Below are 25,172 nucleotides of genomic sequence, written 5' to 3' on the forward strand. Positions count from 1 at the left end.
CCCAGCCTCATTGCATGCTCTGGCTTAACAGGGTCTCAGACCATGGCCCAAGCTACACACGGGCGGTCACCCACGGGGCTTCTTGCGGTGCAGTCGGGGCCTCATTGCCCTGGATATGGGGTGGGGGGTTCGTCAGGCCGATTTCGAACGCTTACGATCCTCTGCGTGTCCAAACTGACCGACGTGCCCAAACGGATCCTGATCGGCAGGGCGCTACGCAGCGACCGCCTCGGAGAAACACTCCTCCCCAAGCGGATCGCCCTTCCTGTCTTCGCGTCCGACCCGCTCTCCTCGGTGGCCTACGCCCCCGGCGAGGTTCTGCTGGTCCTGTCGATCGCGGGCGTGTCGGCGTACCACTTCAGCCCCTGGATCGCGCTCGCGGTCGTCGTGCTGATGTTCACCGTGGTCGCCTCCTACCGCCAGAACGTCCACGCCTACCCGAGCGGCGGCGGTGACTACGAGGTCGCGAACACCAACCTCGGGCCCAAGGCCGGTCTCACCGTGGCCAGCGCCCTGCTCGTCGACTACGTCCTCACCGTCGCGGTGTCGATCTCTTCCGGAGTCGAGAACCTCGGCTCCGCCGTGGATTTCGTCATTGAGCACAAGGTGCTCTCCGCGACGATCATGATTCTGCTTCTCACGCTGATGAATCTGCGCGGCGTGAAGGAATCCGGGAAGCTCTTCGCCATCCCGACCTACGTTTTCGTCGGCGCGGTCTTCGTGATGATCGCCTGGGGCGCTTGGCGCGGCCTGGTCATGGGCGATTCCATGGAAGCCCCGACCGCCGGTCTGGAAATCAAGGCCGAACACCAAGGCCTGGCCGGCTTCGCGCTGGTGTTCCTGCTGCTCCGGGCCTTCTCCTCCGGATGTGCCGCCCTGACCGGCGTCGAGGCCATCAGCAACGGCGTCCCCGCCTTCCGCAAGCCCAAGAGCAAGAACGCGGCCACCACCCTCGCCCTCATGGGCATCCTGGCGGTCACCATGTTCTGCGGGATCATCGGCCTCGCCATGGCCACCGACGTGAAGATGGCCGAGTCGCCCGCGACGAACCTGCTGGACAACGGCACCCCCGTCGGTCCCGACTTCGTCCAGCACCCCGTGATCTCCCAGGTCGCCGAGGCCGTCTTCGGCAACGGCAGCTTCCTGTTCATCGTGCTCGCGACCGCCACCGCGCTGGTGCTGTTCCTGGCCGCGAACACCGCGTACAACGGCTTCCCGCTGCTCGGCTCGATCCTCGCCCAGGACCGCTACCTGCCGCGCCAGCTGCACACCCGGGGAGACCGGCTCGCGTTCTCCAACGGCATCGTGCTGCTCGCGGGCGCCGCGATCCTGCTGGTCTGGATCTACGACGCCGACTCGACCAAGCTGATCCAGCTCTACATCGTCGGCGTGTTCGTCTCCTTCACGCTGAGCCAGATCGGCATGGTCCGGCACTGGAACCGCCACCTGCGCTCCGAGCAGGACCAGGCCGCCCGCAGCCGGATGAAGCGTTCCCGCGCGATCAACACCTTCGGCGCCTTCTTCACCGGCCTGGTGCTGGTCGTCGTACTGGCCACCAAGTTCACCCACGGCGCGTGGGTCGCGCTGCTCGGCATGGTGATCTTCTACGGCACGATGACCGCGATCCGGAAGCACTACGACCGGGTGGCCGACGAGATCGCCGCCGCCGAGGGCCCCAGCGACGACAGCGTGCGCCCCTCCCGGGTCCACTCGATCGTCCTGGTCTCGAAGGTCCACAAGCCCACCCTGCGGGCCCTGGCCTTCGCCAAGCTGACGCGCTCGGACACCCTGGAGGCGGTGAGCATCAGCGTCGACGCCGCCGAGACCAAGGTGCTGCGCGAGGAGTGGGAGCGGCGCGGGATCAACGTCCCGCTGAAGATCCTCGACTCCCCGTACCGCGAGATCACCCGGCCGGTCGTGGAGTACGTGAAGGGGCTGCGCAGCGAGAACCCGCGCGACGCCGTCAGCGTGTACATCCCCGAGTACGTCGTCGGCCGCTGGTACGAGCACCTGCTGCACAACCAGAGCGCGCTGCGGCTCAAGGGCCGGCTGCTCTTCACCCCCGGCGTGATGGTCACCTCGGTGCCGTACCAGCTGGAGTCCTCGGAACTCGCGAAGCGGCGGGCGAAGAAGCGGGCCGAGTGGAACGCGCCGGGCGCGGTGCGCCGCGGGCCCGTGGACACCCCGCGGCCGCGGGACCCGGCGGGCAAGTAGCCGTACGCGGCCTCGGAGCAGGTTGGTGAACGGCCGGACGAGATCCACGTAAACTGGTGGGTCGGTCGTCCGGCCGTTCGCATTTTTGATCTTTCTTAGCCTTGGAGCCTCCCCGCCATGACGGAGCAGAACGAGAAGCAGTCACTGGTCGGGGAGGAGTACGAGGTAGAGGTCGGCCCCGTCGCGCACGGCGGTCACTGCATCGCCCGTACCGCCGAGGGCCGGGTCCTGTTCGTCCGCCACACCCTGCCCGGCGAGAAGGTCGTCGCGAAGGTCACCGAGGGCGACGTGGACTCCCGCTTCCTGCGCGCCGACGCGATCACCGTGCTCGACGCCTCCAAGGACCGGGTCGAAGCCCCCTGCCCGTTCGCCGGCCCCGGCAAGTGCGGCGGCTGCGACTGGCAGCACGCCAAGCCGGGCGCCCAGCGCCGGCTCAAGGGCGAGGTCGTCGCCGAGCAGCTGAAGCGGCTCGCCGGGCTCACCCCGGAGGAGGCCGGCTGGGACGGCACCGTCATGCCGGCCGAGGGCGACAAGCTGCCGGCGGGCCAGGTCCCGCAGTGGCGCACCCGCGTCCAGTTCGCGATCGACGAGGACGGCAACGCGGGCCTGCGCAAGCACCGCTCGCACGACATCGAGCTGATCGACCACTGCATGATCGCGGCGCCGGGCGTCAGCGAGCTGGGCATCGAGAAGCAGGACTGGCCCCAGATGGCCTCGGTCGAGGCGATCGCCGCCTCCGGCTCGAACGACCGCCAGGTCGTCCTGACCCCGCGCCCGGGCGGCCGGCTCCCCCTCGTGGAGCTCGACAAGCCGGTCTCGGTCCTGCGGGTCGAGGAGAAGGACGGCGGCGTCCACCGCGTCCACGGCCGCCCCTTCGTCCGCGAGCGCGCCGACGGCCGTACGTACCGCGTCGGCATGGGCGGCTTCTGGCAGGTCCACCCACAGGCCGCGGACACCCTGATCAAGGCCGTCATGCAGGGCCTGATGCCGCGCAAGGGCGAGATGGCCCTCGACCTCTACTGCGGCGTCGGCATCTTCGCGGGCGCCCTCGCCGAACGCCTGGGCGAGACGGGCGCGGTCCTCGGCATCGAGTCCACGAAGCGCGCCGTCGAGGACGCCCGGCACAACCTGGAGGACTTCCCCCGGGTCCGCATCGAACAGGGCAAGGTCGAGGCGATCCTGCCCAAGACCGGCATCACGGAGTGCGACCTCGTCGTCCTCGACCCCCCGCGCGCCGGCGCCGGCAAGCAGACCGTCCGCCACATCGCCGGCCTCTCGGCCCGCCGCATCGCCTACGTCGCCTGCGACCCGGCGGCCCTGGCCCGCGACCTGGGCTACTTCAAGGACCACGGCTACAAGGTCCGCACCCTCCGCGTCTTCGACCTCTTCCCGATGACCCACCACGTCGAGTGCGTCGCGATCCTGGAGCCGATCGCGAAGAGCGCCTGACCCACCGGTTGTTTCCACGCCCGCCGACGGTTTCCCTGGACCGGGAGTCCGCGGCGGGCGGCTTTTCTTCCGGGGCGTGAAACAGGAACTGCGTCGTTCTGTTCCCGGCGTGCCTTGACCGGCGTGTTCGTCTACGGAGTGACGGCCGTGCGGGGGACCGGCGCGGGGCCGCGGGGTCGGCGTGTTGGGCGGTCGGTGCTGGTCCGTGACACCGACGGCCCTGCCGCGGGGGTTCGGATCCGGCAGGCGCGCTGCGTTCATGTCGTCATACATCTGTCGCTGTGGGTGATCAACACCCACGGCAGGCTCTCCGCCTGTCCGCACGTGCTCACAGGTGAGGAGTCACATGTCACGCAGGCACCGCTCCAAGAGAATCGCGGCCTCGCTCTCCGCGCTCGCCGCCACGGCCCTCTTCGTCACCGCCGTCCCGGCCACCGCCCACGACGGCGAGAGCCATCCCGACGAAGCCGCGGCGCTGGGCTCCGGGCATGCTCAGGAACATGCCAAGATCCGCGAGGCGGCCCAGGCTCTGGGCGGGTACTCCCAGCTGGCGCGGATCGAGAGCCTCAACGATCTGACCAGGTCCCAGGAGCTGGTGAACTCCAAGTTCCACCCCAAGACGTACGGGCAGTTCGCGGAGTACTTCCCGTCGCCCGACTTCGCCGCCCACATCGCCATGCTGCCCACGGGCAAGGTGCTGCTGTTCTCCTTCGAGCGGGTCGAGACCGACCCCACGGAGGAGCCCGCGCCGACCAACACGCTCGGGCCGGAGAACGCCGGCCGCGCCTTCCTCTGGGATCCGGCGAAGGGGACCGGCCCCGACGCGTTCAAGAAGGTCACCCCGCCCGAGCTGGTCGTGCCGGACGGCACGAACGTCAAGCGCCCGGCCCCCTTCTTCTGCGCAGGCCACGCCTTCCTGCCCAACGGCATGCTCGGCGTCTTCGGCGGGAACCTCGGCTACGGCGGGGGCGCCGGAGCCAGGCTGTCCCTCGTCTTCGACCCGTGGACCGAGTCGTGGTCGGTCAACAAGGACATGGCGGTGGGCCGCTGGTACCCGACCGTCGCCACCGCCCCCGACGGGCGCCTGCTCATCATGTCCGGCCACACCGAACAGGGTTGGGGCACCTCCACCTCGGTCATCGAGCGGTTCCCGGCCAAGAGCCACCCGGTGCCCTTCGAGAAGACCCTGATCCCGAGGGACGTTCCCACCGACACCCTGCGCGTCGACGCCCCGTTCGGCGAGGACAGCGACTACCCGCACCTGTTCACCCTGCGCGACGGCATGGTCTACGGCCTGGGCCGCCACGACACCCGGCAGTGGGCCTTCGACCCCGTCGCGGAGACGCGTACGGACCTGCCCGCCCGCCCGGACGGCGTCCACCGCGGCTACGGCTCGGCCGTGGCGCTGCCCGCCGGATTCCGCGGCCCGAACTCCGTACTGATCCTCGGCGGCGACCGCGACGACCCGAACACCTACCAACTGGCGAACGGGGTGTGGGAGAAGAAGCAGCCGCGCGCCTTCGGCCGGACCCAGGACGACACCCTCCTGCTCCCGGACGCGAGCCTGCTGACGGTCAACGGCGCCTACGGCATCCGGGACTACGGAAACGGCGACTACAACCCCAAGTCCGACCTCAAGTACCGCCAGATCGAGACCCGCAACGCGCTCGGGGAGTGGCGGCTCGGCCCCGCGCAGCGGCTGCCGCGCGGCTACCACTCCAACGCCGTCGTCCTGCCCGACGGCCGGATCATGGTCACCGGCGACGAACTCCAGCAGCTCGCCAACGACCCGAAGATCGACGACGACATGAACGGCAGCATCGAGATCTTCGAGCCCGCCTACCTCCACCAGGGCTCCCGGCCCAAGCTCGACCAGGTGCCGGGAGGCCCCGTCGGCTACGACTCCCGCTTCAGGGTGACGACTTCGACCCCGGGTCAGGTCAAGAAGGCCGTCCTGCTGGCGCCGACCACCGCGACCCACTCGGTCAACACCAGTCAGCGTCACCTGGAACTGCGGATCGTCCACCGTCAGGGCGACACGATCGGGCTCCAGGCCCCGCCCTCCGCCAAGGACGCCCCGCCCGGCCACTACATGCTCTTCCTGCTGGACGAGAAGGGGGTGCCGAGCACGGCCAAGTTCGTGTCCCTGCGCTGAACGAGGCGAAGGGGAACGAAGCGACGGCCAGGTCCCGGACTCCGGATCCGCGGACTCCGGGCCGGGCCGTCGCCCGTGCGACGCGCGTCCGCGCTGCCTACCGCCCCTCAGGTGCGTGCCGGAACGGGGTCACTCCATGCGGAAGGCGAGCATTCTGGATTCCTCGCGGGCGTAGAGGCGGGTGTTGTCCGGGTCCGGGGTGAGGGTGGTGGCCGGCGAGGGGTAGCGCCAGACGGGGCGGTGGGTGCGGAGGTCGATGGCGCGCAGGCCCGTCATGTCCATCGCGTAGACGTACCGGGAGCCCACCGCCGGGGTGGTGTCGGGGGCGGCGCGGAAGTCCTTCGGGGGGATCTCCGACCAGCGTTCGGCGCCGGTGAGGGCGTCCACGGCGACCAGGCCGCGGGCGCCCTCGTTGGCGTAGACGACGCCGTCGCGGACGGCCGGGACGCCGTAGCGGCGCTGGCCGTACGGCTTGGGGCCCATGTCGCGGCCCTGGCCGAAGGACCAGGCCGGGGCGCCGTCGGAGAGCCGCAGGGCCTGGAGGGTGTCGGCGCCGAGGTAGAGGTGGTTCTCGTCCGTGGCCAGCTGGAACGGGACCGCGCCCGGGACGGGCAGGGACCGCTGCCAGCGTTCCGCGCCGGAGGCCGGGTCGTGGAGGGACAGGGTCAGGGTGTCCGACGGGCCCGTCCGCAGGCAGCTGAGGAGGCCGCCCTTCACGGGCTTGACGCACACCGCGGCGGAGTCGAGACCGGTCGGGGCCGGGGCCGGGCGGCGCCACAGTTCCCTGCCCGAGGTCAGGCTCGCGGCGACCAGGAACCACCGGCCGTCCGAGGCGGACTTGGCGTAGAGGACCGCCGTGTCGCCGGCCGCGCACAGCAGGTCGTTCAGGTCCTCGGCGGCGTCGAACCCGGCAAGGGTCACGACCGGCGGACGATCGCCGTCGTACTCCTGGGGGAAGGCCAGGACGGCGAGGTCCTTCACCCCGGTGGTCCACGTGCGCAGCCCGTACAGCACCTTGCCGTCGGTCGTGAGGCGGCCGCTCGGCGCGATGTGGGGGTCGGCCAGGCTCCGGCCCGTCGCCGGGTCGATCACCGAGGTTCCGACGCCGACGGACGCGACGAGGTGCGGGCCCACGCGCACGGGCGAGCCCGCCCGGCCGGGGTTCCTGCCGCCGAAGATCCAGAGCGGGGCGGGGGGATCCTGCGGCGCGGCCGCGGCGGACCGCTTCCCGTCCGGCCAGGCCCATACGGCGCCGCCCGCCGCTGCCGCCGTGGCGGTGAACCCGGCGGCGGCGAAGGTGAACAGCCGCCGGCGCGAGATCCCGGGGCCCGGTTCGGCGGGGTCCGCCGCCGGAGCCGGGAGCCGGGGCGGGGGCTGCTCCCAGACCGCCGCGGCGCGCCGGGCGATGTCCGCGAGCACCGGCCCGGGCAGCCCGTCCGCGAACGCGCCGTCCCCGGACGGGGCGAGCCACCGGGCCAGTTCGGCCGCCGGGGGCCGCCGCGCCGGGTCCTTGTCCAGGCAGCGGGCGAGCAGCGGCGCGAGTCCCGCCGGTACGCCGGTCAGGTCGGGCTCCGCGTACCGCACCCGGTAGAGGAGGTCGGCGGCCTGGCCGCCGCCGAACGGGGCGTGCCCGGAGGCCGCGAGGACGAGGACGCCCGCCAGCGCGAACACATCGCCCGCCGGGGTGTGTTCGAGGCCTCCGGCCTGCTCGGGGGACATGAACGCCGGGGTGCCCGCGGCGGAGCCTACGCGGGTCAGTCGCTCGTCGCCGAGGGCGCGCGCGATCCCGAAGTCGATGACCTTGGGCCCCGTCGCGGTGATCAGGATGTTGGACGGCTTGAGGTCGCGGTGCACCACCTCCGAGCGGTGCAACTGGCCGAGCGCCCGCGCGAGATCGGCGCCCAGCTCCCGTACCACCGGCTCGGGCAGCGGACCGCCGAGGCGGACGGCCTCGTCGAGCTGCGGCCCGATCACGTACTCGGTGGCCAGCCACGGCGTCCCGGCCAGCGGGTCCGCGCCGAACACGCGGGCGCCGTAGCGGTCGCCGATGACCCGGGCGGCGTCGGCCTCCAGCCGGAACCGGCTGCGGAAGGAGGCGTCGGCGGCGATCCGGGCGTGCACGGTCTTGAGCGCGACCACGCGCCCGGCCGCCGAACGGGCCAGGTACACGGTGCCCATGCCGCCGCTGCCGAGGCGGGCGAGCAGCCGGTGGTCGCCGAGCCGCTCGGGATCGGCGTGGGTGAGCGGGGCGAGCGGTGAACGCGGTGAAGGCGGGGCCATCGGGGTCAGTGCACCTTCTGGGGAGCGGGCCGAGCGGGCCGGGCGGCGGGGAGTTCCGAGGCGAGCAGCCCGGCGGACTGGGCGGCGAGGGCGGCCACCACCCGGCCCGGCAGCGGCGGCGGAGCCTGCTCGTCGAGGACCGTCGCGGCCGGCGCCGCGGCCGGAGCCGGTGTCCGCGCGGGCCCGGTCGTGGACAGGGCGTGCAGCACCTGCGGTGCCGACGGCCGGTCCGCCGGGTCGCGCGCCAGGCAGGACGCCACCAGCTGCCGCAGCCCCGGCGGGAGTTCGCTCTGCTCGGGTACGGTGTGCCCGCTCGCCGCGTACGCCAGTACGCCGCCCAGCGCGAACACGTCCCCGAGCGGCTCCGGCCGCCCGCCCGACCGCAGCTCCGGGGCCAGGCAGCCAGGGTCGAGACCGGGCGGCCCCTCGGGGGCGGCGGAACGTACCGCGCCGAAGCAGCCCAGCAGCGGACCGGCAGCGCCGATCAGCACGGCGGCCGGTGACACCCCCGCGTGCGCCTGGCCCCGGGCGTGCGCGGCGGCCAGCCCCGCCGCGAGCGCGGCGCCGAGCCGGCGGACCAGGTCCTCGGGCAGCGGGCCCCCGTGCGCGGCGAGCGCCGCCGGCAGCGGCAGGACCGGGGTGTACGGGACGGCGTACCAGGGCAGTCCGGCCTCGGAGCCCTGCGACGCGGGGCGCAGGAAGCGCGGTACGGACAGCCGCGACGCGAGCTCGGCCTCCATCGCCCACGCGGCCGGGGCCGCCGCCGCCTCGGGCAGGGGCGCGCAGAGCAGTACGGTGCGCTCCCCGTCGGCGGTGCGCGCGAGGTAGCGCCGCTCGGGCACCGCGCCGTCGGCGGAGTCGGCGTCGAGCCGAGCGAGCGTCAGGTACGGGCCCAGGCGCGGCGGGTCGTCATGTCGAAGGCGTTCCATGCGCGAGGTCCCCCGGGGTCGGCAGCCGGAGCCCCGAGCCTATGCGCTGGCCGCGCCACGGGAGGCACCGGGTGAGCACCCGCCGGCACCCGCCGGGGAGCCGCGCCCGGGCCCGTCGGGAAAGGTGCCCGGGGGCCGCCGGGAGCTGCCCGGAGACCCATCGGGCGGCTGCCCGGGCAAGCTGCCGCCGGGAAGGTGCCGGGATGCGACCCGGGCCCGATTCGGGGGTCGCCGGGAGGCTGTCCTGGGGCCCGACCGGGGAGCCGCCGGGAAGCACCCGTGGCCCCGTCGGGAAAGCTGTTCGGGGCCGTCGGGAAGCTGCCCCGGACTCGTCGGGGAGCTGTCCGGGGCCCGTCGGGAAGCTGTCCGGGGACTCGTCGGGGACTCGCCCGGGAGCCGTCGGGGAGTCGGGGGAAGGCCTGCCGGGAGCTGCCGGAAAGCCGGGCTGGAGGTCGGTGGGGAGGGGGTTCGGTGTGGTCAGGCCGTTGTGGGCATGGCCGTGAGGGTGCCGGCGTTGACCAGGTAGACGCGGTTTCCGGCGCCCGACAGGGCCCAGGGGCCCTTCGCCCCGGGGGCCCAGGTCCACAGTCGGGTGCCGTTCTCCAGGGAGTACGCGCAGACGCCCCGGCCGTCCGCCTCCACCGCCCAGACCGCGCCGCCCTCGACCACGAGCGGGGTGTGCGGCAGCGGGCCGCGGGCGGCCTTGCCCAGCGGGGTGGGACTGCCCGTGGTGGTCAGCTTCGTCAGCGAGGTCCCGTTCATGCCGATCACGGTGTCGTTCCGCAGCAGCGGCGGGCCCCAGCCGCCCGCGCCCTGCCCGACGGCCTCGGAGGCCTCGGCCCGCCACACCTCTTCGCCGCCGACTATGCGGCGCGCCGACAGCGTCCGGCCGCCCAGCAGGACCGTGTCCTTGAACATGACGGGCGCGATGGCCGACCGGGACTGGCCCTCCACCTCCCAGACGGCCAGCCCCGTCGACGTCGTGAACGTCAGCAGACTGCCGTCGGCGCCGGACAGCACGAGCAGCCCCTGCAAGGTCGCGGCCTTCGGCCCGGCGCCCCGCACGGCCGGCGCGGGCAGCGGGACGGTCCAGCGGATCCGCTGCTGGACGAGGTCCACGGCGCGCAGCCGGCCGCCCTGCGTCACCACGTAGACCGTGTCCTTGTCCACGGTCAGGAAGCGGCCCACCTCGGCGTCCGGCACCGACCATTCGAGCTTGGCGGTCGAGGACTCGTACGCGAGCAGCGCGCCGTACCTGTCCGCGGCCACGAACCCGAGCTCGGGCAGGGCCAGGACCCCGGCGGCCGCGGCGGCGTCCGGAAGCCGCCACTTCTCCTTGCCGCTGTACGTCAGACGGGCCGCCAGCCCGCCCTCCTTCGCGGCGAAGACGACCACGTCGCGCAGCGACAGCGGGGTCATGACCACGCCGTTCACCGGCTGCGCCGCCACCTTCAGCGGGCCCCACAGCGGCTTCGGCGCCTTGCCGGAGGTGGCGGCGGACGCGGGCAGCGGTGTCGCGCCGCGGGCGAGCCCGACCTTCAGCGGCCCCGCCCCGGGCTCCTCGCGCAGCAGCCACCACGCGCCGGTGGCGCCGCCCGCGGCGGCCACCACGCCGCCCGCCGCCAGCGCGGTGCGCAGCACCCGGCGACGCGAGGGGCCGGCCCCGGGGCCCGAGCCGGGTTCCGTACGGGCGGTCTGCCGCGCGGCCTCGGCCGCCCGGCGGGTGATGTCCTCGGCCAGCGGCCCGGTGCGCCAGGCCCGGTCCGCTCCGGGCGGCGGGGCGAACGCGGCCGCGATCTCAGCGGGAGCGGGGCGGCGCGCGGGCTCCTTCGCGAGGCAGGGGGCGATGAGGTACCCCAACTCGGCCGGTACGGAGGCGAGTCGCGGCTCCCCGTGCACCACCTCGTACTGCACGGCGGCCACGTGCGTCCCCTCGAACGCGGGCCGGCCCGTCGCCGCGTACGCGAGGACGGCGCCCAGCGAGAACACGTCCGCCGCGGGACCGACGCGCTGCCCGAGCACCTGCTCCGGGGCGCCGTAGCCGGGGGTGACGGGGACCTGGCCGGTGGTGGTGAGCGTCAGGCCGTGTTCGGGGCGGGCGATGCCGAAGTCGATGACGCGCGGACCGTCCGCCGTCAGCACGATGTTGGCCGGCTTCAGGTCCCGGTGCACCAGCCCGGCCGCGTGGACGTCCCGCAGGGTCGCGGCCAGCGAGGCGGCGAGCGCGCGTACGCCGTCCGCGTCGAACGCCCCGTACTGGCGCACGGCGTGATCGAGGGTCGGCCCGGACAGGAACTCGGTCGCGATCCAGGGCCGGTCGCCCTCGCCGCGCGCGTCCAGGACCCGGGCGACGCCGGAGCTGCTCACGGCCCGCGCGGTGTGCGCCTCGCGCAGGAAGCGCTGGGCGAGGTGCTGGTCGTGCGCCAGTTCCGGCAGCAGCACCTTGACCGCCGCCGGGCGGCCGGCGGGGTCCTGGCCCAGGTAGACCTTGCCCATGCCGCCCTCGCCGAGGACGCCGACGACGCGGTAGGGACCGAGCCGGATCGGGTCGCCGGTGCCGAGTGGTTCCATGGGGTGCCGCTTCCTGTCGGGCCGGCCCGCCGTTCGGGCCCGGGGCCCGTTGATCTTAGGCGGGCCCTCCGCCGGGCCTGCTGCCGCGGTCGGCCCCGTCGGCTCCGTTGCCGCGGTCGGCCCCGTTGCCCCGGGGACCCGCCGCCGCTGCCGCTCAGCGGTCGACCGGGAGGCCGGTGGGCTCCTTGATGCGCTTCATGATGATCTGGGAGTTGACCTCGGTGACGCCCGAGAGGGCCGTGAGCTGCTCGATCCAGAGGCGTTCGTACGCGCGCAGGTCGGCGACGGCGATGCGGAGCAGGCAGCCGGGGCTGCCGAACAGGCGGTACGCCTCGATGACGTCGGGGATGTCCTGGAGCGCCGCCTCGAACGCCTCCACCGCCTCGCGGTCGCGCCGCACCTCCACGGAGACCAGCACCTCGAACCCGCGCCCGACCGCCTCGGGGTCGATCACCGCGCGGTAGCCCTGGATCACCCCGTCCTGTTCGAGCTGGCGCACGCGGCGCATGCAGGGGGAGGGGGTCAGGCCCACGCGCTGGGCCAGCTCCTGGTTGCTGAGGCGGCCGTCCTGCTGGAGCTCGCGCAAGATGGCGCGGTCAATGGCATCCATGACGCAATCATCCCCCGCGTTGTGTTGCGGGTGAGGGGAAACTGGCAATCGCGTTGCGCGTAGATTTTCTTATTATTGCCTTTTCGAGCGTACGTACGCATGTGGCGAGCATGTAGCGAAGGAGAGAGCGGCCATGGGACGGATCGTCGTCATCAGCACCGGTGGGACGATAGCCAGCCGCTGGCAGGGATCCGGCTTCGCGGCCGACGCCGACGGCAGCGAGGTGATGGCCACCGCGCCGCTGCCCGAGGGCGTCACCGTCGAGGTCGTCGACCTGTTCAGCGTGAACAGCCCCCGGCTGACCACCGCCCACCAGCTCACCCTGCTGCGCACCGTGCACGAGGTGCTCGCCGACCCGGAGGTCGACGGCATCGTCGTCACCCACGGCACCGACACGCTGGAGGAGTCGGCGTTCCTCGTCGACCTCCACCACCACGACCCGCGCACGGTCGTCTTCACCGGCTCGCAGCTCCCCATGGGCACCGCCGACGGCGACGGCCCCGAGAACCTGTACGACGCGCTGCTGACCGCCGCGTCCACCCGGGGGCTCGGGGTGCTGATCACGTTCGCCGGGCGGGTGCACGCGGCCCGGGGCACCGTGAAGACGCAGGCCGTGGCGCTGGACGCGTTCGCCGACCCGTCGAAGGAACTGCTCGGCAAGATCGGCTTCGGCAAGGTCACGATGCTGCGCACGCCGCGGCGGCCCGAGCCGCTGGCGCTGCCGGCGATGCCGGAGCTGCCGCCCCGGGTGGACATGGTGATGCACCACGCCGACGGCGACCCGGTGCTGCTGAACGCCGCCGTCGAGGCGGGGGCGCGGGGGATCGTCCTGATCGGGACGGGCGCGGGGAACGCGACCCCGGAGATCGTCGAGGCGGTCCGGGCGGCGGTGGCGCGGGGCGTGCTGGTCGCGCTGACCACGCGGGTCGCCGCCGGGCCGGTGACGGAGATCTACACCCACGGCGGGGCGGTCGACCTGGTCGCGGCCGGCGCCGTTCCCACCGGCACGCTGAGGGCGGGGCAGGCGCGGATCGCGGTCCTGTCCGCGCTGCTCGCCTCCGGCGAGGAGGGCGAGCGGGCGCGGGTCCTGCGGCAGGCCCTCTCCTCGGACGGGCCGGTCCTGGTCGACGCCTGACCCTGCGGGGCCACCGGGGGTTCTCGGGGCGCGCCGCCGTCGCCGGGCGCCGGCCCCGGGCCCCGGACCCACACCGCCGCGCCCAGCCGGCCAGGCCGGACGGGACCCCCGACCGCCCCGCCGGGCGCGGCAACCGACGCCCGTCGGCGACAACTGCCAGCGGCCGCTCGCGTCAGGCGGAGAAGGCGGACAGGAGGCGGTCCGCCGCGAGGGTGGGGGTCAGGGTGCCGTCGCGGACGGCTGATTCCAGGGCCGGGGCCAGGTCGCGGACGGCGGGGCTGGAGCGCAGGCGTTCCAGGAGCTCGTCCCGGACCATCGACCAGGTCCACTCCACCTGCTGCGCGGCCCGTTTCGCCGCCAGCCGGCCGCCCGCGTCCAGCAGCAGCCGGTGCTGCTCCAGGCGGTTCCAGACCTCGTCCAGGCCCGCGGATTCCCGTGCGCTGCACGTGAGGACCGGCGGGGTCCAGGCCGCGTCCGACGGGTGCATCAGGCGCAGGGCGCCCGACAGCTCCCGCGCCGCCGCCTTCGCGTCGCGCTCGTGCGGGCCGTCCGCCTTGTTCACGGCCAGGACGTCCGCCAGCTCCAGGACGCCCTTCTTGATGCCCTGCAGCTGGTCGCCCGTACGGGCCAGCGAGAGGAGGAGGAAGGAGTCCACCATGCCGGCCACCGTCGTTTCCGACTGGCCCACCCCGACCGTCTCCACCAGGACCACGTCGTAGCCGGCCGCCTCCATCACGATCATCGACTCGCGCGTGGCCTTCGCGACCCCGCCCAGCGTGCCCGCCGAGGGGGAGGGGCGCACGAATGCCGCCGGGTCCACCGCGAGGCGTTCCATCCGGGTCTTGTCGCCCAGGATGGAGCCACCCGTACGGGTCGAGGACGGGTCGACGGCGAGGACCGCCACCCGGTGGCCCAGCCCCGTCAGCATCGTGCCGAACGCGTCGATGAACGTGGACTTGCCCACGCCCGGCACCCCGCTGATGCCGATCCGGCGCGCCCGCCCCGAGTGCGGGAGCAGTTCCGTCAGCAGCTGCTGCGCGAGCCCCCGGTGGGCGGGCAGGGTGGACTCGACGAGGGTGATCGCGCGTGCGATGAACGCCCGCTTCCCGTCGAGGACCCCCTTCGCGTACGCCTCGATGTCGATCTTCGGCACCCGGGGCCGCCTACAGCTCGTGGCCCAGATCCGCGGCCAGCCGCGTCACCAGGTCGTGGGCCGCGTCCGGGATCACCGTGCCCGGCGGGAACACCGCCGTCGCGCCCATCTCCAGCAGCGTCGGGACATCGGCCGGCGGGATCACCCCGCCGACGACGATCATGATGTCCTCGCGGCCCTCCTCCGCCAGTTGCTCCCGCAGCGCCGGTACGAGGGTCAGGTGACCGGCCGCCAGCGAGGACACGCCCACCACGTGGACGTCCGCCTCGACGGCCTGACGGGCCACCTCCGCCGGGGTCTGGAACAGCGGGCCGACGTCCACGTCGAAGCCCAGGTCGGCGAAGGCCGTCGCGATCACCTTCTGGCCGCGGTCGTGCCCGTCCTGGCCCATCTTGGCGACCAGGATGCGCGGACGCCGCCCCTCGGCCTCCTCGAACCGGTCGACGAGCGCACGGGTGCGCTCCACGGACGGGGACTCGCCTGCCTCGGTGCGGTACACACCCGAGATCGTACGGATCTGGCTCGCGTGCCGCCCGTACACCTTCTCCAGGGCGTCGGAGATCTCACCGACGGTGGCCTTGGCGCGCGCCGCGTCCACGGCCAGGGCCAGCAGGTTGCCGTCGCCCCGCCCGGCCGCGTTCGTCAGTGCCCGCAGGGTGTCCTGGGTGACCGCCTCGTCGCGCTCCTCGCGCAGCCGCCGCAGCTTCTCGATCTGCTGCGTGCGCACCGAGGAGTTGTCGACCTTGAGGACGTCGATCTGCTCGTCGCTCTCCACGCGGTACTTGTTGACCCCGATCACCGGCTGGCGGCCCGAGTCGATCCGCGCCTGCGTCCGGGCCGCGGCCTCCTCCACGCGCAGCTTCGGGATGCCCGCGTCGATGGCCTGCGCCATGCCGCCGGCCGCCTCGACCTCCTCGATGTGCTGCCAGGCCCGCCGCGCCAGGTCGTACGTCAGCTTCTCCACGTACGCGCTGCCGCCCCACGGGTCGATCGACCGGCAGGTCCCCGACTCCTGCTGGAGCAGCAGCTGGGTGTTGCGGGCGATGCGCGCCGAGAAGTCCGTCGGCAGCGCGAGCGCCTCGTCGAGGGCGTTGGTGTGCAGCGACTGGGTGTGGCCCTGGGTGGCCGCCATCGCCTCGATACAGGTGCGGGTGACGTTGTTGAAGACGTCCTGCGCGGTCAGGGACCAGCCCGAGGTCTGCGAATGGGTGCGCAGGGAAAGGGACTTGGCGTTCTTCGGATCGAACTGCTTGACCAGGCGCGCCCACAGCAGCCGGGCCGCGCGCAGCTTCGCGACCTCCATGAAGAAGTTCATGCCGATCGCCCAGAAGAACGACAGGCGCGGCGCGAAGGCGTCCACGTCCAGCCCGACGGCCTGGCCGGCCCGCAGGTACTCCACGCCGTCGGCGAGGGTGTAGGCCAGTTCCAGGTCGGCCGTGGCCCCGGCCTCCTGGATGTGGTACCCGGAGATGGAGATCGAGTTGTACCGGGGCATCTTCTGCGAGGTGAACGCGAAGATGTCGGAGATGATCCGCATCGACGGCTTGGGCGGGTAGATGTAGGTGTTGCGGACCATGAACTCTTTGAGGATGTCGTTCTGGATGGTCCCGGCGAGCTTTTCGGGGGAGACGCCCTGCTCCTCCGCCGCCACGATGTACAGCGCGAGGACCGGCAGCACCGCGCCGTTCATCGTCATCGACACCGTCATCTTGTCCAGCGGGATCCCGTCGAACAGCTGGCGCATGTCGTAGATCGAGTCGATCGCCACGCCCGCCATGCCGACATCGCCGGTGACGCGCGGGTGGTCGCTGTCGTAGCCGCGGTGCGTCGGGAGGTCGAAGGCGATCGACAGGCCCTTCTGACCGGACGCCAGATTGCGCCGGTAGAAGGCGTTCGACTCCTCGGCCGTGGAGAAACCGGCGTACTGCCGGATCGTCCAGGGCTGGTTGACGTACATCGTCGGATACGGGCCGCGCAGGTACGGGGCCACGCCCGGGTACGTCCGCAGGAAGTCCAGGCCCTCCAGGTCCCGCCCGGTGTACAGCGGCTTGACGCCGATGCCCTCCGGGGTCTCCCAGAGCAGGTCGCCGCCCGCGGAGCCGGTGGACTCCTTCACCGCCGTGCGCCACTGGTCCTCGGACGCGGCCGGGGCGCCGGAGCCGGAGCCGGAGCCGTTCAGTGCGAGCGCGGAGAAATCGGGGATCGCGGTGCCGCTCATGACGCGACTCCCATCCGGTCGAGTACGGAGGACAGCACGGCGACCGCGTCGCAGCCCGCGAAGACGTACTCGTCCACGGAGCCCTCGGCGGTGCCGGGCTTGCCGGCGAGGAACAGGGTCGTGGCGCCCGCCGAGCGCAGCGCCGCGGCCACGGCCCCGGCCTGCTCCTCGTACAGCGCGTCGCTGGAGCACAGCACGGCCATGCCGTCCGCGCCGCTCGCGGCGTACGCCGCGGCGGCGCTCGCCGGGTCCACGGACACCGGGTCGTGGACGGGCTCGATGCCGCCCGCCTGGAACAGGTTCGAGGCGAAGGTGGCCCGCGCCGTGTGCGCGGCCGCCGGACCCAGCGCGGCGAGGAAGACCCGCGGGCGGTGCCCGGTCGCCGTCAGATGGGCGTCGCTGCGGGCGCGCAGCGCCTCGTACGCCTCGTCGCGCCGGACGCGCGGCAGTCCGCCGGTGGGGCCGGCGGGACCGGGCTCGCGGACGACCGGCTTCTCCGACAGCAGCGGGAACTCGCTGACGCCGGTGATCGGTTCGCGGCGCTTGGCCAGCTTCTTCGAGCGCGCGGCCCAAGTGGTGGCGAGGCGCTCCGCGACCAGGCCGGAACGCAGGGCCCCGGACAGGCCGCCCGCCTTCTCTACGGTCTGGAAGAACTCCCAGGCGGCCCCGGCCAGTTCGGTGGTGAGCTGCTCCACGTAGTACGAGCCGCCCGCCGGGTCGATCACCCGGGCGAGGTGCGATTCCTCCAGCAGGATGGTGGAGGTGTTGCGGGCGATGCGGCGCGCGAAGGCGTCCGGCAGGCCGAGCTCGTTGTCGAAGGGGAGCACGGTGACGGAGTCCGCGCCGCCCACGCCCGCCGCCATGCAGGCCACGGTGGTGCGGAGCATGTTCACCCACGGGTCGCGCCGGGTCATCATCACCGGCGAGGTGACGGCGTGCTGGCGCTGGGCGCCGGCCTCGGGGGCCCCGCAGGCCTCTGCGACGCGGGCCCACAGGCGGCGGGCGGCGCGGAGCTTGGCGATGGTGAGGAACTGGTCCGCCGTCGCGGCGTAGCGGAACTCCAGCTGGCCCAGGGCGGCTTCGACGCCGAGCCCGCCGTCCTCCAGGGCGCGGAGGTAGGCGACGCCCGTGGCCAGGGAGAGGCCGAGTTCCTCGGCGGCGCTGCCGCCGGCCTCGTGGTACGGCAGGGCGTCCACCGTCAGGGCGCGTACGTGGGGCCAGGCGCCGGCCGTCTCGCGGGCCAGGGCGGCGGCCTCGGCGAGGTCCAGGAATTCACCCGTTCGGGCCTCGTGGCCCAGCGGGTCCGCGCCGAGCGAGGCGCGGGCGGCCTCGGGGGCCACCTCCCTCTCGGCGTACAGGGCCAGCAGCGCGCGGGCCGCCTCGGCGTAGTCGGCGCCGGCGTCGAGGGTGACGGGCGCGAGGTCGAGGTAGACGCCGTCGAGGGCGCGGGCGAGGCCGTCGGCGGGGATGCCGGTCCGGCCGACGGTGAGCCACAGGGAAGTGGTGCCGTTCTCCAGGTCGGCGAGGGCCGCCTCGTTGACCCGTACGGGGTCGGTGCCCGCGAGTCGCTGGCGCACGTCCCAGCCGGAGACGGAGGTGCCCTCGGGCCGGCCGCCCCTGGTGAAGGGGGCGAAGCCCGGGAAGCCGGCGGCGTCGGCGTGGGCGGCGTTCGCGGCGTTCACGCCGGTTCCGCCGTTGTCGCCGTTCGCGTTCGCGCCGGTTTCGCGCGCGGTGTAGAGCGGGCGGGTGGTGAGCCCGTCCTCTAGCTGGGTGGACAACGCGTCTTCAGCTGCCTCGCCGGATGCTTCCTTGCCCGACTTGCGCAGTACGCCTTCAACCAGGCGCTGCCACTGCTCATGCGTCGCGTCAGGGAACTCGGCGGCCAGGGAAAGCCCGTCATCAGGCAGGACCGTCATGGCTCGAATGCTAGGGGGGTGCTCTGGGATGGACCATAACCACCGGATGTGATCTCCCCCTCTCAGGTGAGACGGGCGGGGTCACGAAAGAGCGGACCGAGCAGGACGGTCGCTGCGGCGCAGGGGAGTACGGCGGGCCCGGCGTGCGGGGTGACGATGCGGGGGGCCGGTGGCGCGGGCGCGGCGTTCTTCGTCGCGGCCGCCGCTTCGCGGATCTCGTCCAGGTAGCCCTCGTGGAGCAGGCTGGAGAGTTCCGCGATCACCAGTACGGCGGGGTTGAAGACGTCCAGGAGGAGGGCGGCGGCCCGGCCGACGTCGCGGGCGCGCTCGCGCAGCAGCCGGTCCGCGCGGGGGTCGCCGGTCGCGGCCGCGTCGACGAGCAGGCTGACGGAGGGCTCGGGGACGATGCCGCGGCGGACGGCTTCCGCGCCGAGCGCGGTGTCGGAGGCGGTGGCCTGGAGGCAGCCGGTGCGGCCGCACGGGCAGGGCGTGCGGGAGCCGGGGACGGGCAGGTGCGCGACGTCTCCGGCGGCGGCGCCGGGGCCCTGGTGGACGGTGCCCTCGATGCCGAAGGCGGCGTCGACGACGTTGCCGACGAAGAGGTGGACGAGGCTGCGGCGGGCGTCGGGGTGCCCGAACAGGATCTCGGCGCCGGCGACGGCGCGGGCGTGGTTGTCGAGGCGGACGGGGAGTCCGAGGGCGTCGGACAGCTCGGCGGCCAGGGGGCGGTCCCGCCAGCCGAGGGCCTCGTGCCGGACGACGGTCCCCTCGTCGGGGCGGACCCAGCCGCCGAGGGCGGCGCCGAGGCCGAGGAGGGGGCGGCCGGTGTCGTACTCGTCGAGGAACGCGCGGAGTTGGCGCGCGATCGCCTGCGGCAGCGTGGCGGGGTCCAGGCCGTGGTGCGGCAGGGCGCGGCGGGCGAGGACCTGGCCGCGGAGGTCGACGAGGCCGAGGGTGGAGGCGGGCACGCCGATGTGCAGGGCGGCGGTGACGGGGCCGGAGACGGCGCCGGTGTTGAGGTCGAGCGGGACCAGGGGGCGGCCGAGGCCGCCGCCGGGGCCGGGCAGCTCGCGCAGCAGCCCGGAGCGGAGCAGGCCGGTGGTCTGGCGCGACACGGCGGCGGGGCTGAGCCCGCACACCGGGGGGATCCCGCTCCGCGCGACGGGGCCGTGCTCCAGGACGGCGCGCAGTACGGCGGCGGCGTTGGCGGAGGCCCGGCTGTCGCCGGCCATGCGGGGGTGGGGGGTGGTGGGGGGCACGTTGTGATGATGCCGGGTCGCTCCGCCGGGTCGCTCCGCTGGGTCGCTCCGCTGGGTCGCTCCGCTGGGTCGCTCCGCTGGGTCGCTCCGCCGGGTCGCTCCGCCGGGTCGCTCCGCCGGGTCGCTTTGTTGGGGCGCCTTCGCCGGGTTGCTCCGCTGGGTTGCTTTGTTGGGGTGCTCTGCCGGGGCGCCTTTGCCGGGTTGCTCCGCCGGGCTGCTCCGTTGGGGCGCCCCCCGTCGGGGCGCCTCCGTTGGGGCGCCTTCGCCGGGCGCTGCGTCGGGGCGGGGGTGGGGTGGGGTGTCGTCCGGGACTGCATGATTTATGGCGCCTCGGGCCGAGCTGCCGCCGTGCGGCCGTATGGAGCGCCACAAATCACGTTTTACGTCCCGGACGACACCCCACCCCACCCCCGCTGGCGTTTGCGGGGCGGGGAGAAGGCTCCTCCCGGGGAGGGGCGTGGCGGGGGCGTTGCGGGGGTGTGAAATCCGGCCACGGTTTTCGGCCGTCGGCGGGGATGGGGGATGCCAGCCGGGAACGCCCGAAACCGCAGGTGGTGGGGGGTTCGGCTGGTTCCGCCGGGCCGTCGTCGGCATTGCTCGGCGGGGGTTGACCCCTCGCGGCGCCGCTGCCACGCTCCGAGACATGTCCGCGATCGCACTCCTCGCCCCGCGGCTCCACACCCCCGGCTTCCCGGGCGAGTGTCAGGGCCGCTGTCCGGCCCTCCGTTGCGCCTGAGCGCGCCGCACCCCCTCGTACCTCACGTCATCGCCGCGGCTCCGTCGCGCCGTGCGCACGTCCTCGTACGTCTTTTTCTTCCGCTGCGGAAATAAACCCAGGGAGCTTCCATGTCCACTGCCATCGCCACCACCGTCACCCGGCTCGGCGGCCGCATCGGTGCCGAGATCGGCGGGGTCCGGCTCGCCGGTGACCTGCCCGCCGACACCGTCGCCGAGATCCGGGGCGCCCTCCTCGCCCACAAGGTCGTCTTCTTCCGCGGGCAGGACCACCTCGACGAAGCCGGTCACGAGGCCTTCGCCCGGCTGCTCGGCGCGCCGGTCGCGCACCCCACCGTCCCCTCCGCCGACGGCCGCTACGCCCTCGGCATCGACTCCCACCACGGCGCCCGCGCCAACCAGTGGCACACCGACGTCACCTTCGTCCCCGCGTACCCCGCCTTCTCGGTCCTGCGCGCCGTCACCATCCCCCCGTACGGCGGCAACACCCTCTGGGCCAACACCGCCACCGCGTACGCCCATCTCCCCGAGCCGCTCCGCGTCCTCGCCGACAGCCTGCGCGCCGTCCACACCAACGAGTACGACTACGCCGCCCTCAAGCCGGACGCGCTCCCCGAGGCCCTCGCCCAGTACCGCGAGGTGTTCACGTCCACGAAGTTCCTGACCGAGCACCCCGTCGTCCGCGTCCACCCCGAGACCGGCGAACGCACCCTGCTGCTCGGCAACTTCGTCCAGCGGATCAAGGGCCTCACCGGTCAGGACTCCCGCGCGCTCATCGACCTCTTCCAGGCGCACGTGGAGCGCCCCGAGAACACCGTCCGCTGGCAGTGGCGGGCCGGGGACGTCGCGATCTGGGACAACCGCGCCACCCAGCACTACGGCGTCGACGACTCCGACGACCACGAGCGCACCCTGCGCCGCGTGACGGTCGACGGCGACGTCCCGGTCGGTCCCGACGGTGTTCCGTCCCTGCTGATCAGCCCCGAGACCGTCCCCGAGCCCGCGTTCGGAATTCCCTCCGGCGCCTCCACCGTCTCCGTCTGAACCGTTCCCCAAGGAGAGTCCCGTGCCCCGACTGCTCGCCCTCACCGGCAGCCCCTCCGTCCACTCCCGCACCACCGTCGTGGCCGACCACGTGCTGCGTCGTCTCTCCCACGCCGGGTTCGAGACCGCCCACCTCGCCGTACGGGACCTCCCCGCCGCCGACCTGCTCTCCGCCCGCCGCGGCGAACCGGAGATCCGCCGGGCCGTCGAAGCCGTCGCCGCGGCCGACGGGGTGGTCATCGCGACCCCGATCTACAAGGCCTCGTACACCGGCCTGCTCAAGGCCTTCCTCGACCTGCTCCCGCAGGACGGGCTGGCCGGGAAAACGGTTCTGCCGATCGCCACCGGCGGCAGCCTCGCCCATGTCCTGACCATCGACTACGCCCTGCGCCCGGTCCTCGCCGCGCTCGGCGCCCGGCACGTCACCGCCGGCCGGTTCATCCTCGACTCCTCCGTCGAGCGCGGGGACGGCCCCGACCGGCTGCGGCCCGAGGCCGAGCTGGACCTGTTCCAGGCCGTCGACGAGTTCGCCGAAGCCCTGCGCGCCGGGGCCGCCCCGCTGACCGCCACCGCCACCGCGCTCTGACCCCGCACCCCCGTACGTACTGACAAGGAACCGTCATGCCCGCAGCGTTCACCTCGACCCCCACCTCCCGACGCCAGTTCCTCGCCCTGCTCGGCATCTCGGCGGCCGCGGTGAGCTGCGGCACGGCCACCGCCGGCGGCGGTTCCGGCAAGCAGCTCAAGACCCTCAAGTACCAGGGCGCGGTCGGCTCGGTCACCCTGCCCGAACTGGCCGCGGACCTCGGATACCTGGAGGACCTCACCCTCGACTGGGTCGGCAACACCATCAGCGGCCCCCAGGACATCCAGTCCGCGGCCACCGGCCAGACCCACTTCGGCGGGGCCTTCAACGGCGCCGTCGTCAAGCTGGCCGCGAGCAAGGCCCAGATCCAGGCCGTCGTCTCCTACTACGGCTCCGACCAGGACACCTACCTCGGCTACTACGTCCTGGAGGACAGCCCGATCCGCTCCGCCCGCGACCTCATCGGCAAGAAGGTCGGCATGAACACCCTGGGCGCCCACGCCCAGGCCCTGCTCGACATCTACCTGGAGCGAAACGGCGTCTCCAAGGCCGACGCGGGCAAGGTCGAGCCCCTCGTGGTCCCGCCCGTCAACACCGAACAGGCCCTGCGGCAGAAGCAGATCCAGGTGGGCGTGCTCAGCGGGGTACTGCGCGACAAGGCCCTGGCGGCCGGCGGGATACGCCCGCTGTTCAAGGACCACGAACTGCTCGGCGCGTTCAGCGCCGGCACGTACGTGATGACGCGGCGCTTCATCAAGGAGAACCCCGACACCGCACGGACCTTCACCACCGGCGTGGCCAAGGCCATCGAGTGGTCCCGCACCACCCCGCGCGAGGAGGTCATCGCCCGGATGGCGGAGATCGTCAAGAAGCGCGGCCGCAACGAGGACACCTCGACCCTCCAGTACTGGCACTCGTACGGGGTCGCCGAGACCGGCGGCCGGATCGCCGACAAGGAGTTCCAGCTCTGGATCGACTGGCTCGGCGAGCGCGGCGAGATCAAGAAGGGCGGCCTCAAGGCCGGCGATCTGTACACCAACGAGTTCAACGCGCAGGGAAAGGGCTGAGCGGCTGCCATGGCGAAGATCGTGTTCGACTCCGTGACCAAGTCCTTTCCGACCAGGGACAGGAAGAACAGGAGGGGGAGGGAAGAGTTCACCGCGCTCGACGGGATCGACCTGGAGATCGAGGCGGGCGAGTTCGTGGTCGTCGTCGGGCCCAGCGGCTGCGGCAAATCCACCCTCCTGGACCTGCTCGGCGGCCTCACGCGCCCCACCTCCGGCCGGATCCTCCTCGACGGCCGGCCCGTCACCGGGCCGGGGCTGGACCGGGGCATCGTCTTCCAGCAGTACGCGCTGCTGCCGTGGCGCACCGCGCTCGGCAACATCGAATTCGGCCTGGAGGCGACCGGGGTCCCGCGCCGTGAACGGACGGAAAGGGCACGGGAGTTCCTGGACCTGGTCGGCCTGACCGGATTCGGGGACCGGCATCCGCACGAGCTGTCCGGCGGAATGCGCCAGCGGGTCGCGATCGCGCGGTCGCTGGCGTACGACCCGGACGTGCTGCTGATGGACGAGCCGTTCGCGGCGCTCGACGCGCAGACCCGCGAATCCCTTCAGGACGAGCTGCGGCGGATCTGGCAGCGCACCGGCAAGACCGTCGTCTTCATCACGCACGGCATCGAGGAAGCGGTGTACCTCGGGCAGCGGGTGGCCGTCATGACCTCGCGGCCCGGCCGGGTCAAGGAGGTCGTCCCGGTGTCCCTGGGCACGCGCGGTGCCGGGGCCACGGGCGAGGACCTGCGCTCCAGCCCGGAGTTCGCCCGCTACCGCCACGAGATCTGGACCCTGCTCCACGACGAGGTGGCCCGCGCCCAGCAACTGGAGAAGGAGGAGGCCTCCGTATGAGTACCGGAACCGACACCACCGTCGCCGCCCTGGCGGGCCTGGCCCCGCCCGTGGACGAGGCACCCGCCGTACGGAAACCCGCGCCCGCGCCCGCGGTGACGCCGGCGCCGCTGCCCGCGGCCCCGCGGGCCGCGTCCGGCGGCCGGCTGGGCCGTCTGCTGCGCGCGGCGGGGCTCCGCTCGGCGGCGATCCTGGCGCTGCTCGCCCTGTGGGAGACCGCACCCCGGCTGGGGCTGGTGGACGCCACCTTCCTTCCGCCGGTCAGCGAGGTCGCCGAGGCCTGGTGGGAGCTCCTCGCCGACGGCCAGCTCGGAGAACACACCGGGGCCAGCCTGATCCGCTCCTTCGGGGGCTTCGGGATCGCGGTCGTGGTCGCCGTCCCGCTCGGCCTGCTCATCGGCTGGTACCGCCCGGTCGCGGCGCTGCTCGGGCCGCTGCTGGAGGTGTTCCGCAACACGGCGGCGCTCGCGCTGCTGCCGGTGTTCGTACTGCTGCTCGGCATCGGGGAGACCTCGAAGGTGTCGATCGTGGTCTACGCCTGCGTGTGGCCGATCCTGCTGAACACCATCAGCGCCGTGGGGAACGCGGACCCGACGCTGGTGAAACTGGCCCGCTCGATGGACCTGTCCACGCCGAGGCTGTTCCAGAAGGTGATCCTCCCGGCTTCGGTGCCGGCCATCTTCACGGGCATCCGGCTGGCCGGGGCGGTGTCGATCCTGGTGCTGGTGGCGGCCGAGATGATCGGCGCCAAGGCCGGGCTCGGGTACCTGATCAACGCGTCGCAGTACAACTTCGCGATCCCGCAGATGTACGCGGGCATCGTCACGATCTCGGCGATCGGCGTGGCCTTCAACCAGCTGCTCGTCACGGTCGAACGCCGCCTGAGCCTCTGGCGCGTCCCGGCCTGAGGGGCCGCCCGCCGCACCCCTGCCCGTTTCCACGCCCCCGCCCGTTTCCGCGCCCCTGGTGACGGCGCGCGCCCTGCCCCGGCAGTGCCCGCGCGCCCCGACC

Annotated in this window: 17 protein-coding genes; 9 read left to right on the top strand and 8 right to left on the bottom strand. The window is 73.3% G+C overall.

Features of this window, described 5'->3' with window-relative positions; genetic code table 11:
- Positions 1-165: 165 nt before the first annotated feature.
- From EES41_RS27240 to EES41_RS27250, 3 genes are all read left to right on the top strand, one after another.
- Entirely contained in the window at positions 166-2,214 is a 2,049-nt protein-coding gene (locus EES41_RS27240) for an APC family permease (RefSeq protein ID WP_123080705.1), read from the top strand.
- A 117-nt stretch (positions 2,215-2,331) separates the two neighbouring features.
- The gene (locus EES41_RS27245) at positions 2,332-3,663 is read left to right on the top strand and encodes a class I SAM-dependent RNA methyltransferase (protein ID WP_123080706.1); all 1,332 of its coding nucleotides are present in this window, start codon (positions 2,332-2,334) and stop codon (positions 3,661-3,663) included.
- Between the two features lie 346 nt (positions 3,664-4,009).
- Entirely contained in the window at positions 4,010-5,818 is a 1,809-nt protein-coding gene (locus tag EES41_RS27250; RefSeq protein ID WP_123080707.1) for a glyoxal oxidase, read from the top strand.
- Between the two features lie 129 nt (positions 5,819-5,947).
- On the opposite strand, the gene EES41_RS27255 is transcribed toward EES41_RS27250, so the two are convergent.
- The 4 genes from EES41_RS27255 to EES41_RS27270 form a co-directional block, all read right to left on the bottom strand.
- The gene (locus tag EES41_RS27255; RefSeq protein ID WP_123080708.1) at positions 5,948-8,098 is read right to left on the bottom strand and encodes a protein kinase; all 2,151 of its coding nucleotides are present in this window, start codon (positions 8,096-8,098) and stop codon (positions 5,948-5,950) included.
- A 5-nt stretch (positions 8,099-8,103) separates the two neighbouring features.
- The gene (locus EES41_RS27260) at positions 8,104-9,027 is read right to left on the bottom strand and encodes a serine/threonine protein kinase (RefSeq protein WP_123080709.1); all 924 of its coding nucleotides are present in this window, start codon (positions 9,025-9,027) and stop codon (positions 8,104-8,106) included.
- A gap of 477 nt (positions 9,028-9,504) precedes the next feature.
- Positions 9,505-11,598: a PQQ-binding-like beta-propeller repeat protein gene (locus tag EES41_RS27265; RefSeq protein ID WP_123080710.1), complete on the bottom strand. Its 2,094-nt coding sequence runs from the start codon at positions 11,596-11,598 to the stop codon at positions 9,505-9,507.
- A 154-nt stretch (positions 11,599-11,752) separates the two neighbouring features.
- Positions 11,753-12,208 carry an Lrp/AsnC family transcriptional regulator gene (locus tag EES41_RS27270; RefSeq protein WP_037798281.1) on the bottom strand — a complete coding sequence of 152 codons (456 nt, stop codon included), beginning with the start codon at positions 12,206-12,208 and terminating at the stop codon, positions 11,753-11,755.
- 133 nt (positions 12,209-12,341) lie between these two features.
- Between EES41_RS27270 and EES41_RS27275 the strand changes: the two genes are divergently transcribed.
- On the top strand, positions 12,342-13,343 hold the full coding sequence (locus EES41_RS27275; RefSeq protein WP_123080711.1) for an asparaginase: 1,002 nt from the start codon (positions 12,342-12,344) through the stop codon (positions 13,341-13,343).
- A gap of 172 nt (positions 13,344-13,515) precedes the next feature.
- Here EES41_RS27275 and meaB read toward each other — a convergent pair whose 3' ends face one another.
- The 4 genes from meaB to EES41_RS27295 all read right to left on the bottom strand — a co-directional run bounded on the left by meaB (position 13,516) and on the right by EES41_RS27295 (position 19,862).
- Positions 13,516-14,496 carry a methylmalonyl Co-A mutase-associated GTPase MeaB gene (gene meaB, locus EES41_RS27280; RefSeq protein ID WP_037798285.1) on the bottom strand — a complete coding sequence of 327 codons (981 nt, stop codon included), beginning with the start codon at positions 14,494-14,496 and terminating at the stop codon, positions 13,516-13,518.
- Between the two features lie 10 nt (positions 14,497-14,506).
- On the bottom strand, positions 14,507-16,714 hold the full coding sequence (gene scpA / locus EES41_RS27285; protein WP_123080712.1) for a methylmalonyl-CoA mutase: 2,208 nt from the start codon (positions 16,712-16,714) through the stop codon (positions 14,507-14,509).
- Positions 16,711-18,630: a methylmalonyl-CoA mutase family protein gene (locus EES41_RS27290; RefSeq protein ID WP_123080713.1), complete on the bottom strand. Its 1,920-nt coding sequence runs from the start codon at positions 18,628-18,630 to the stop codon at positions 16,711-16,713. Before EES41_RS27290 ends, scpA begins: the two co-directional genes overlap by 4 nt.
- Positions 18,631-18,692: 62 nt before the next feature.
- On the bottom strand, positions 18,693-19,862 hold the full coding sequence (locus tag EES41_RS27295; protein ID WP_123082717.1) for an ROK family protein: 1,170 nt from the start codon (positions 19,860-19,862) through the stop codon (positions 18,693-18,695).
- Between the two features lie 873 nt (positions 19,863-20,735).
- Between EES41_RS27295 and EES41_RS27300 the strand changes: the two genes are divergently transcribed.
- Genes EES41_RS27300 through EES41_RS27320 form a run of 5 tightly spaced genes read left to right on the top strand, consistent with a single transcriptional unit; the run spans position 20,736 to position 25,069 of the window.
- Complete coding sequence (locus tag EES41_RS27300) at positions 20,736-21,668, top strand: TauD/TfdA family dioxygenase (protein WP_123080714.1); 933 nt, start codon at positions 20,736-20,738, stop codon at positions 21,666-21,668.
- A 22-nt stretch (positions 21,669-21,690) separates the two neighbouring features.
- Positions 21,691-22,254: an NADPH-dependent FMN reductase gene (gene ssuE, locus EES41_RS27305; protein ID WP_123080715.1), complete on the top strand. Its 564-nt coding sequence runs from the start codon at positions 21,691-21,693 to the stop codon at positions 22,252-22,254.
- Positions 22,255-22,289: 35 nt separating this feature from the next.
- On the top strand, positions 22,290-23,321 hold the full coding sequence (locus EES41_RS27310; RefSeq protein ID WP_123080716.1) for an ABC transporter substrate-binding protein: 1,032 nt from the start codon (positions 22,290-22,292) through the stop codon (positions 23,319-23,321).
- A 9-nt stretch (positions 23,322-23,330) separates the two neighbouring features.
- The gene (locus EES41_RS27315) at positions 23,331-24,161 is read left to right on the top strand and encodes an ABC transporter ATP-binding protein (protein WP_123080717.1); all 831 of its coding nucleotides are present in this window, start codon (positions 23,331-23,333) and stop codon (positions 24,159-24,161) included.
- Positions 24,158-25,069 carry an ABC transporter permease gene (locus EES41_RS27320; RefSeq protein WP_164495954.1) on the top strand — a complete coding sequence of 304 codons (912 nt, stop codon included), beginning with the start codon at positions 24,158-24,160 and terminating at the stop codon, positions 25,067-25,069. The genes EES41_RS27315 and EES41_RS27320 overlap by 4 nt, the downstream gene beginning before the upstream one ends.
- The last annotated feature ends 103 nt before the right edge of the window (positions 25,070-25,172 follow it).

It is taken from the genome of Streptomyces sp. ADI95-16 (assembly GCF_003721495.1).
Classification (GTDB): Bacteria; Actinomycetota; Actinomycetes; order Streptomycetales; family Streptomycetaceae; genus Streptomyces; species Streptomyces goshikiensis.

Bases quoted from the DNA above. Each gene is read 5' to 3' on its own strand.
- EES41_RS27245 (WP_123080706.1), top strand. From the start codon at position 2,332: ATGACGGAGCAGAACGAGAAGCAGTCACTGGTCGGGGAGGAGTACGAG.
- EES41_RS27250 (WP_123080707.1), top strand. From the start codon at position 4,010: ATGTCACGCAGGCACCGCTCCAAGAGAATCGCGGCCTCGCTCTCCGCG.
- EES41_RS27255 (WP_123080708.1), bottom strand. From the start codon at position 8,098: ATGGCCCCGCCTTCACCGCGTTCACCGCTCGCCCCGCTCACCCACGCC.
- EES41_RS27260 (WP_123080709.1), bottom strand. From the start codon at position 9,027: ATGGAACGCCTTCGACATGACGACCCGCCGCGCCTGGGCCCGTACCTG.
- EES41_RS27265 (WP_123080710.1), bottom strand. From the start codon at position 11,598: ATGGAACCACTCGGCACCGGCGACCCGATCCGGCTCGGTCCCTACCGC.
- EES41_RS27270 (WP_037798281.1), bottom strand. From the start codon at position 12,208: ATGGATGCCATTGACCGCGCCATCTTGCGCGAGCTCCAGCAGGACGGC.
- EES41_RS27275 (WP_123080711.1), top strand. From the start codon at position 12,342: ATGGGACGGATCGTCGTCATCAGCACCGGTGGGACGATAGCCAGCCGC.
- scpA (WP_123080712.1), bottom strand. From the start codon at position 16,714: ATGAGCGGCACCGCGATCCCCGATTTCTCCGCGCTCGCACTGAACGGC.
- EES41_RS27290 (WP_123080713.1), bottom strand. From the start codon at position 18,630: ATGACGGTCCTGCCTGATGACGGGCTTTCCCTGGCCGCCGAGTTCCCT.
- EES41_RS27295 (WP_123082717.1), bottom strand. From the start codon at position 19,862: ATGGCCGGCGACAGCCGGGCCTCCGCCAACGCCGCCGCCGTACTGCGC.
- EES41_RS27300 (WP_123080714.1), top strand. From the start codon at position 20,736: ATGTCCACTGCCATCGCCACCACCGTCACCCGGCTCGGCGGCCGCATC.
- EES41_RS27310 (WP_123080716.1), top strand. From the start codon at position 22,290: ATGCCCGCAGCGTTCACCTCGACCCCCACCTCCCGACGCCAGTTCCTC.
- EES41_RS27315 (WP_123080717.1), top strand. From the start codon at position 23,331: ATGGCGAAGATCGTGTTCGACTCCGTGACCAAGTCCTTTCCGACCAGG.
- EES41_RS27320 (WP_164495954.1), top strand. From the start codon at position 24,158: ATGAGTACCGGAACCGACACCACCGTCGCCGCCCTGGCGGGCCTGGCC.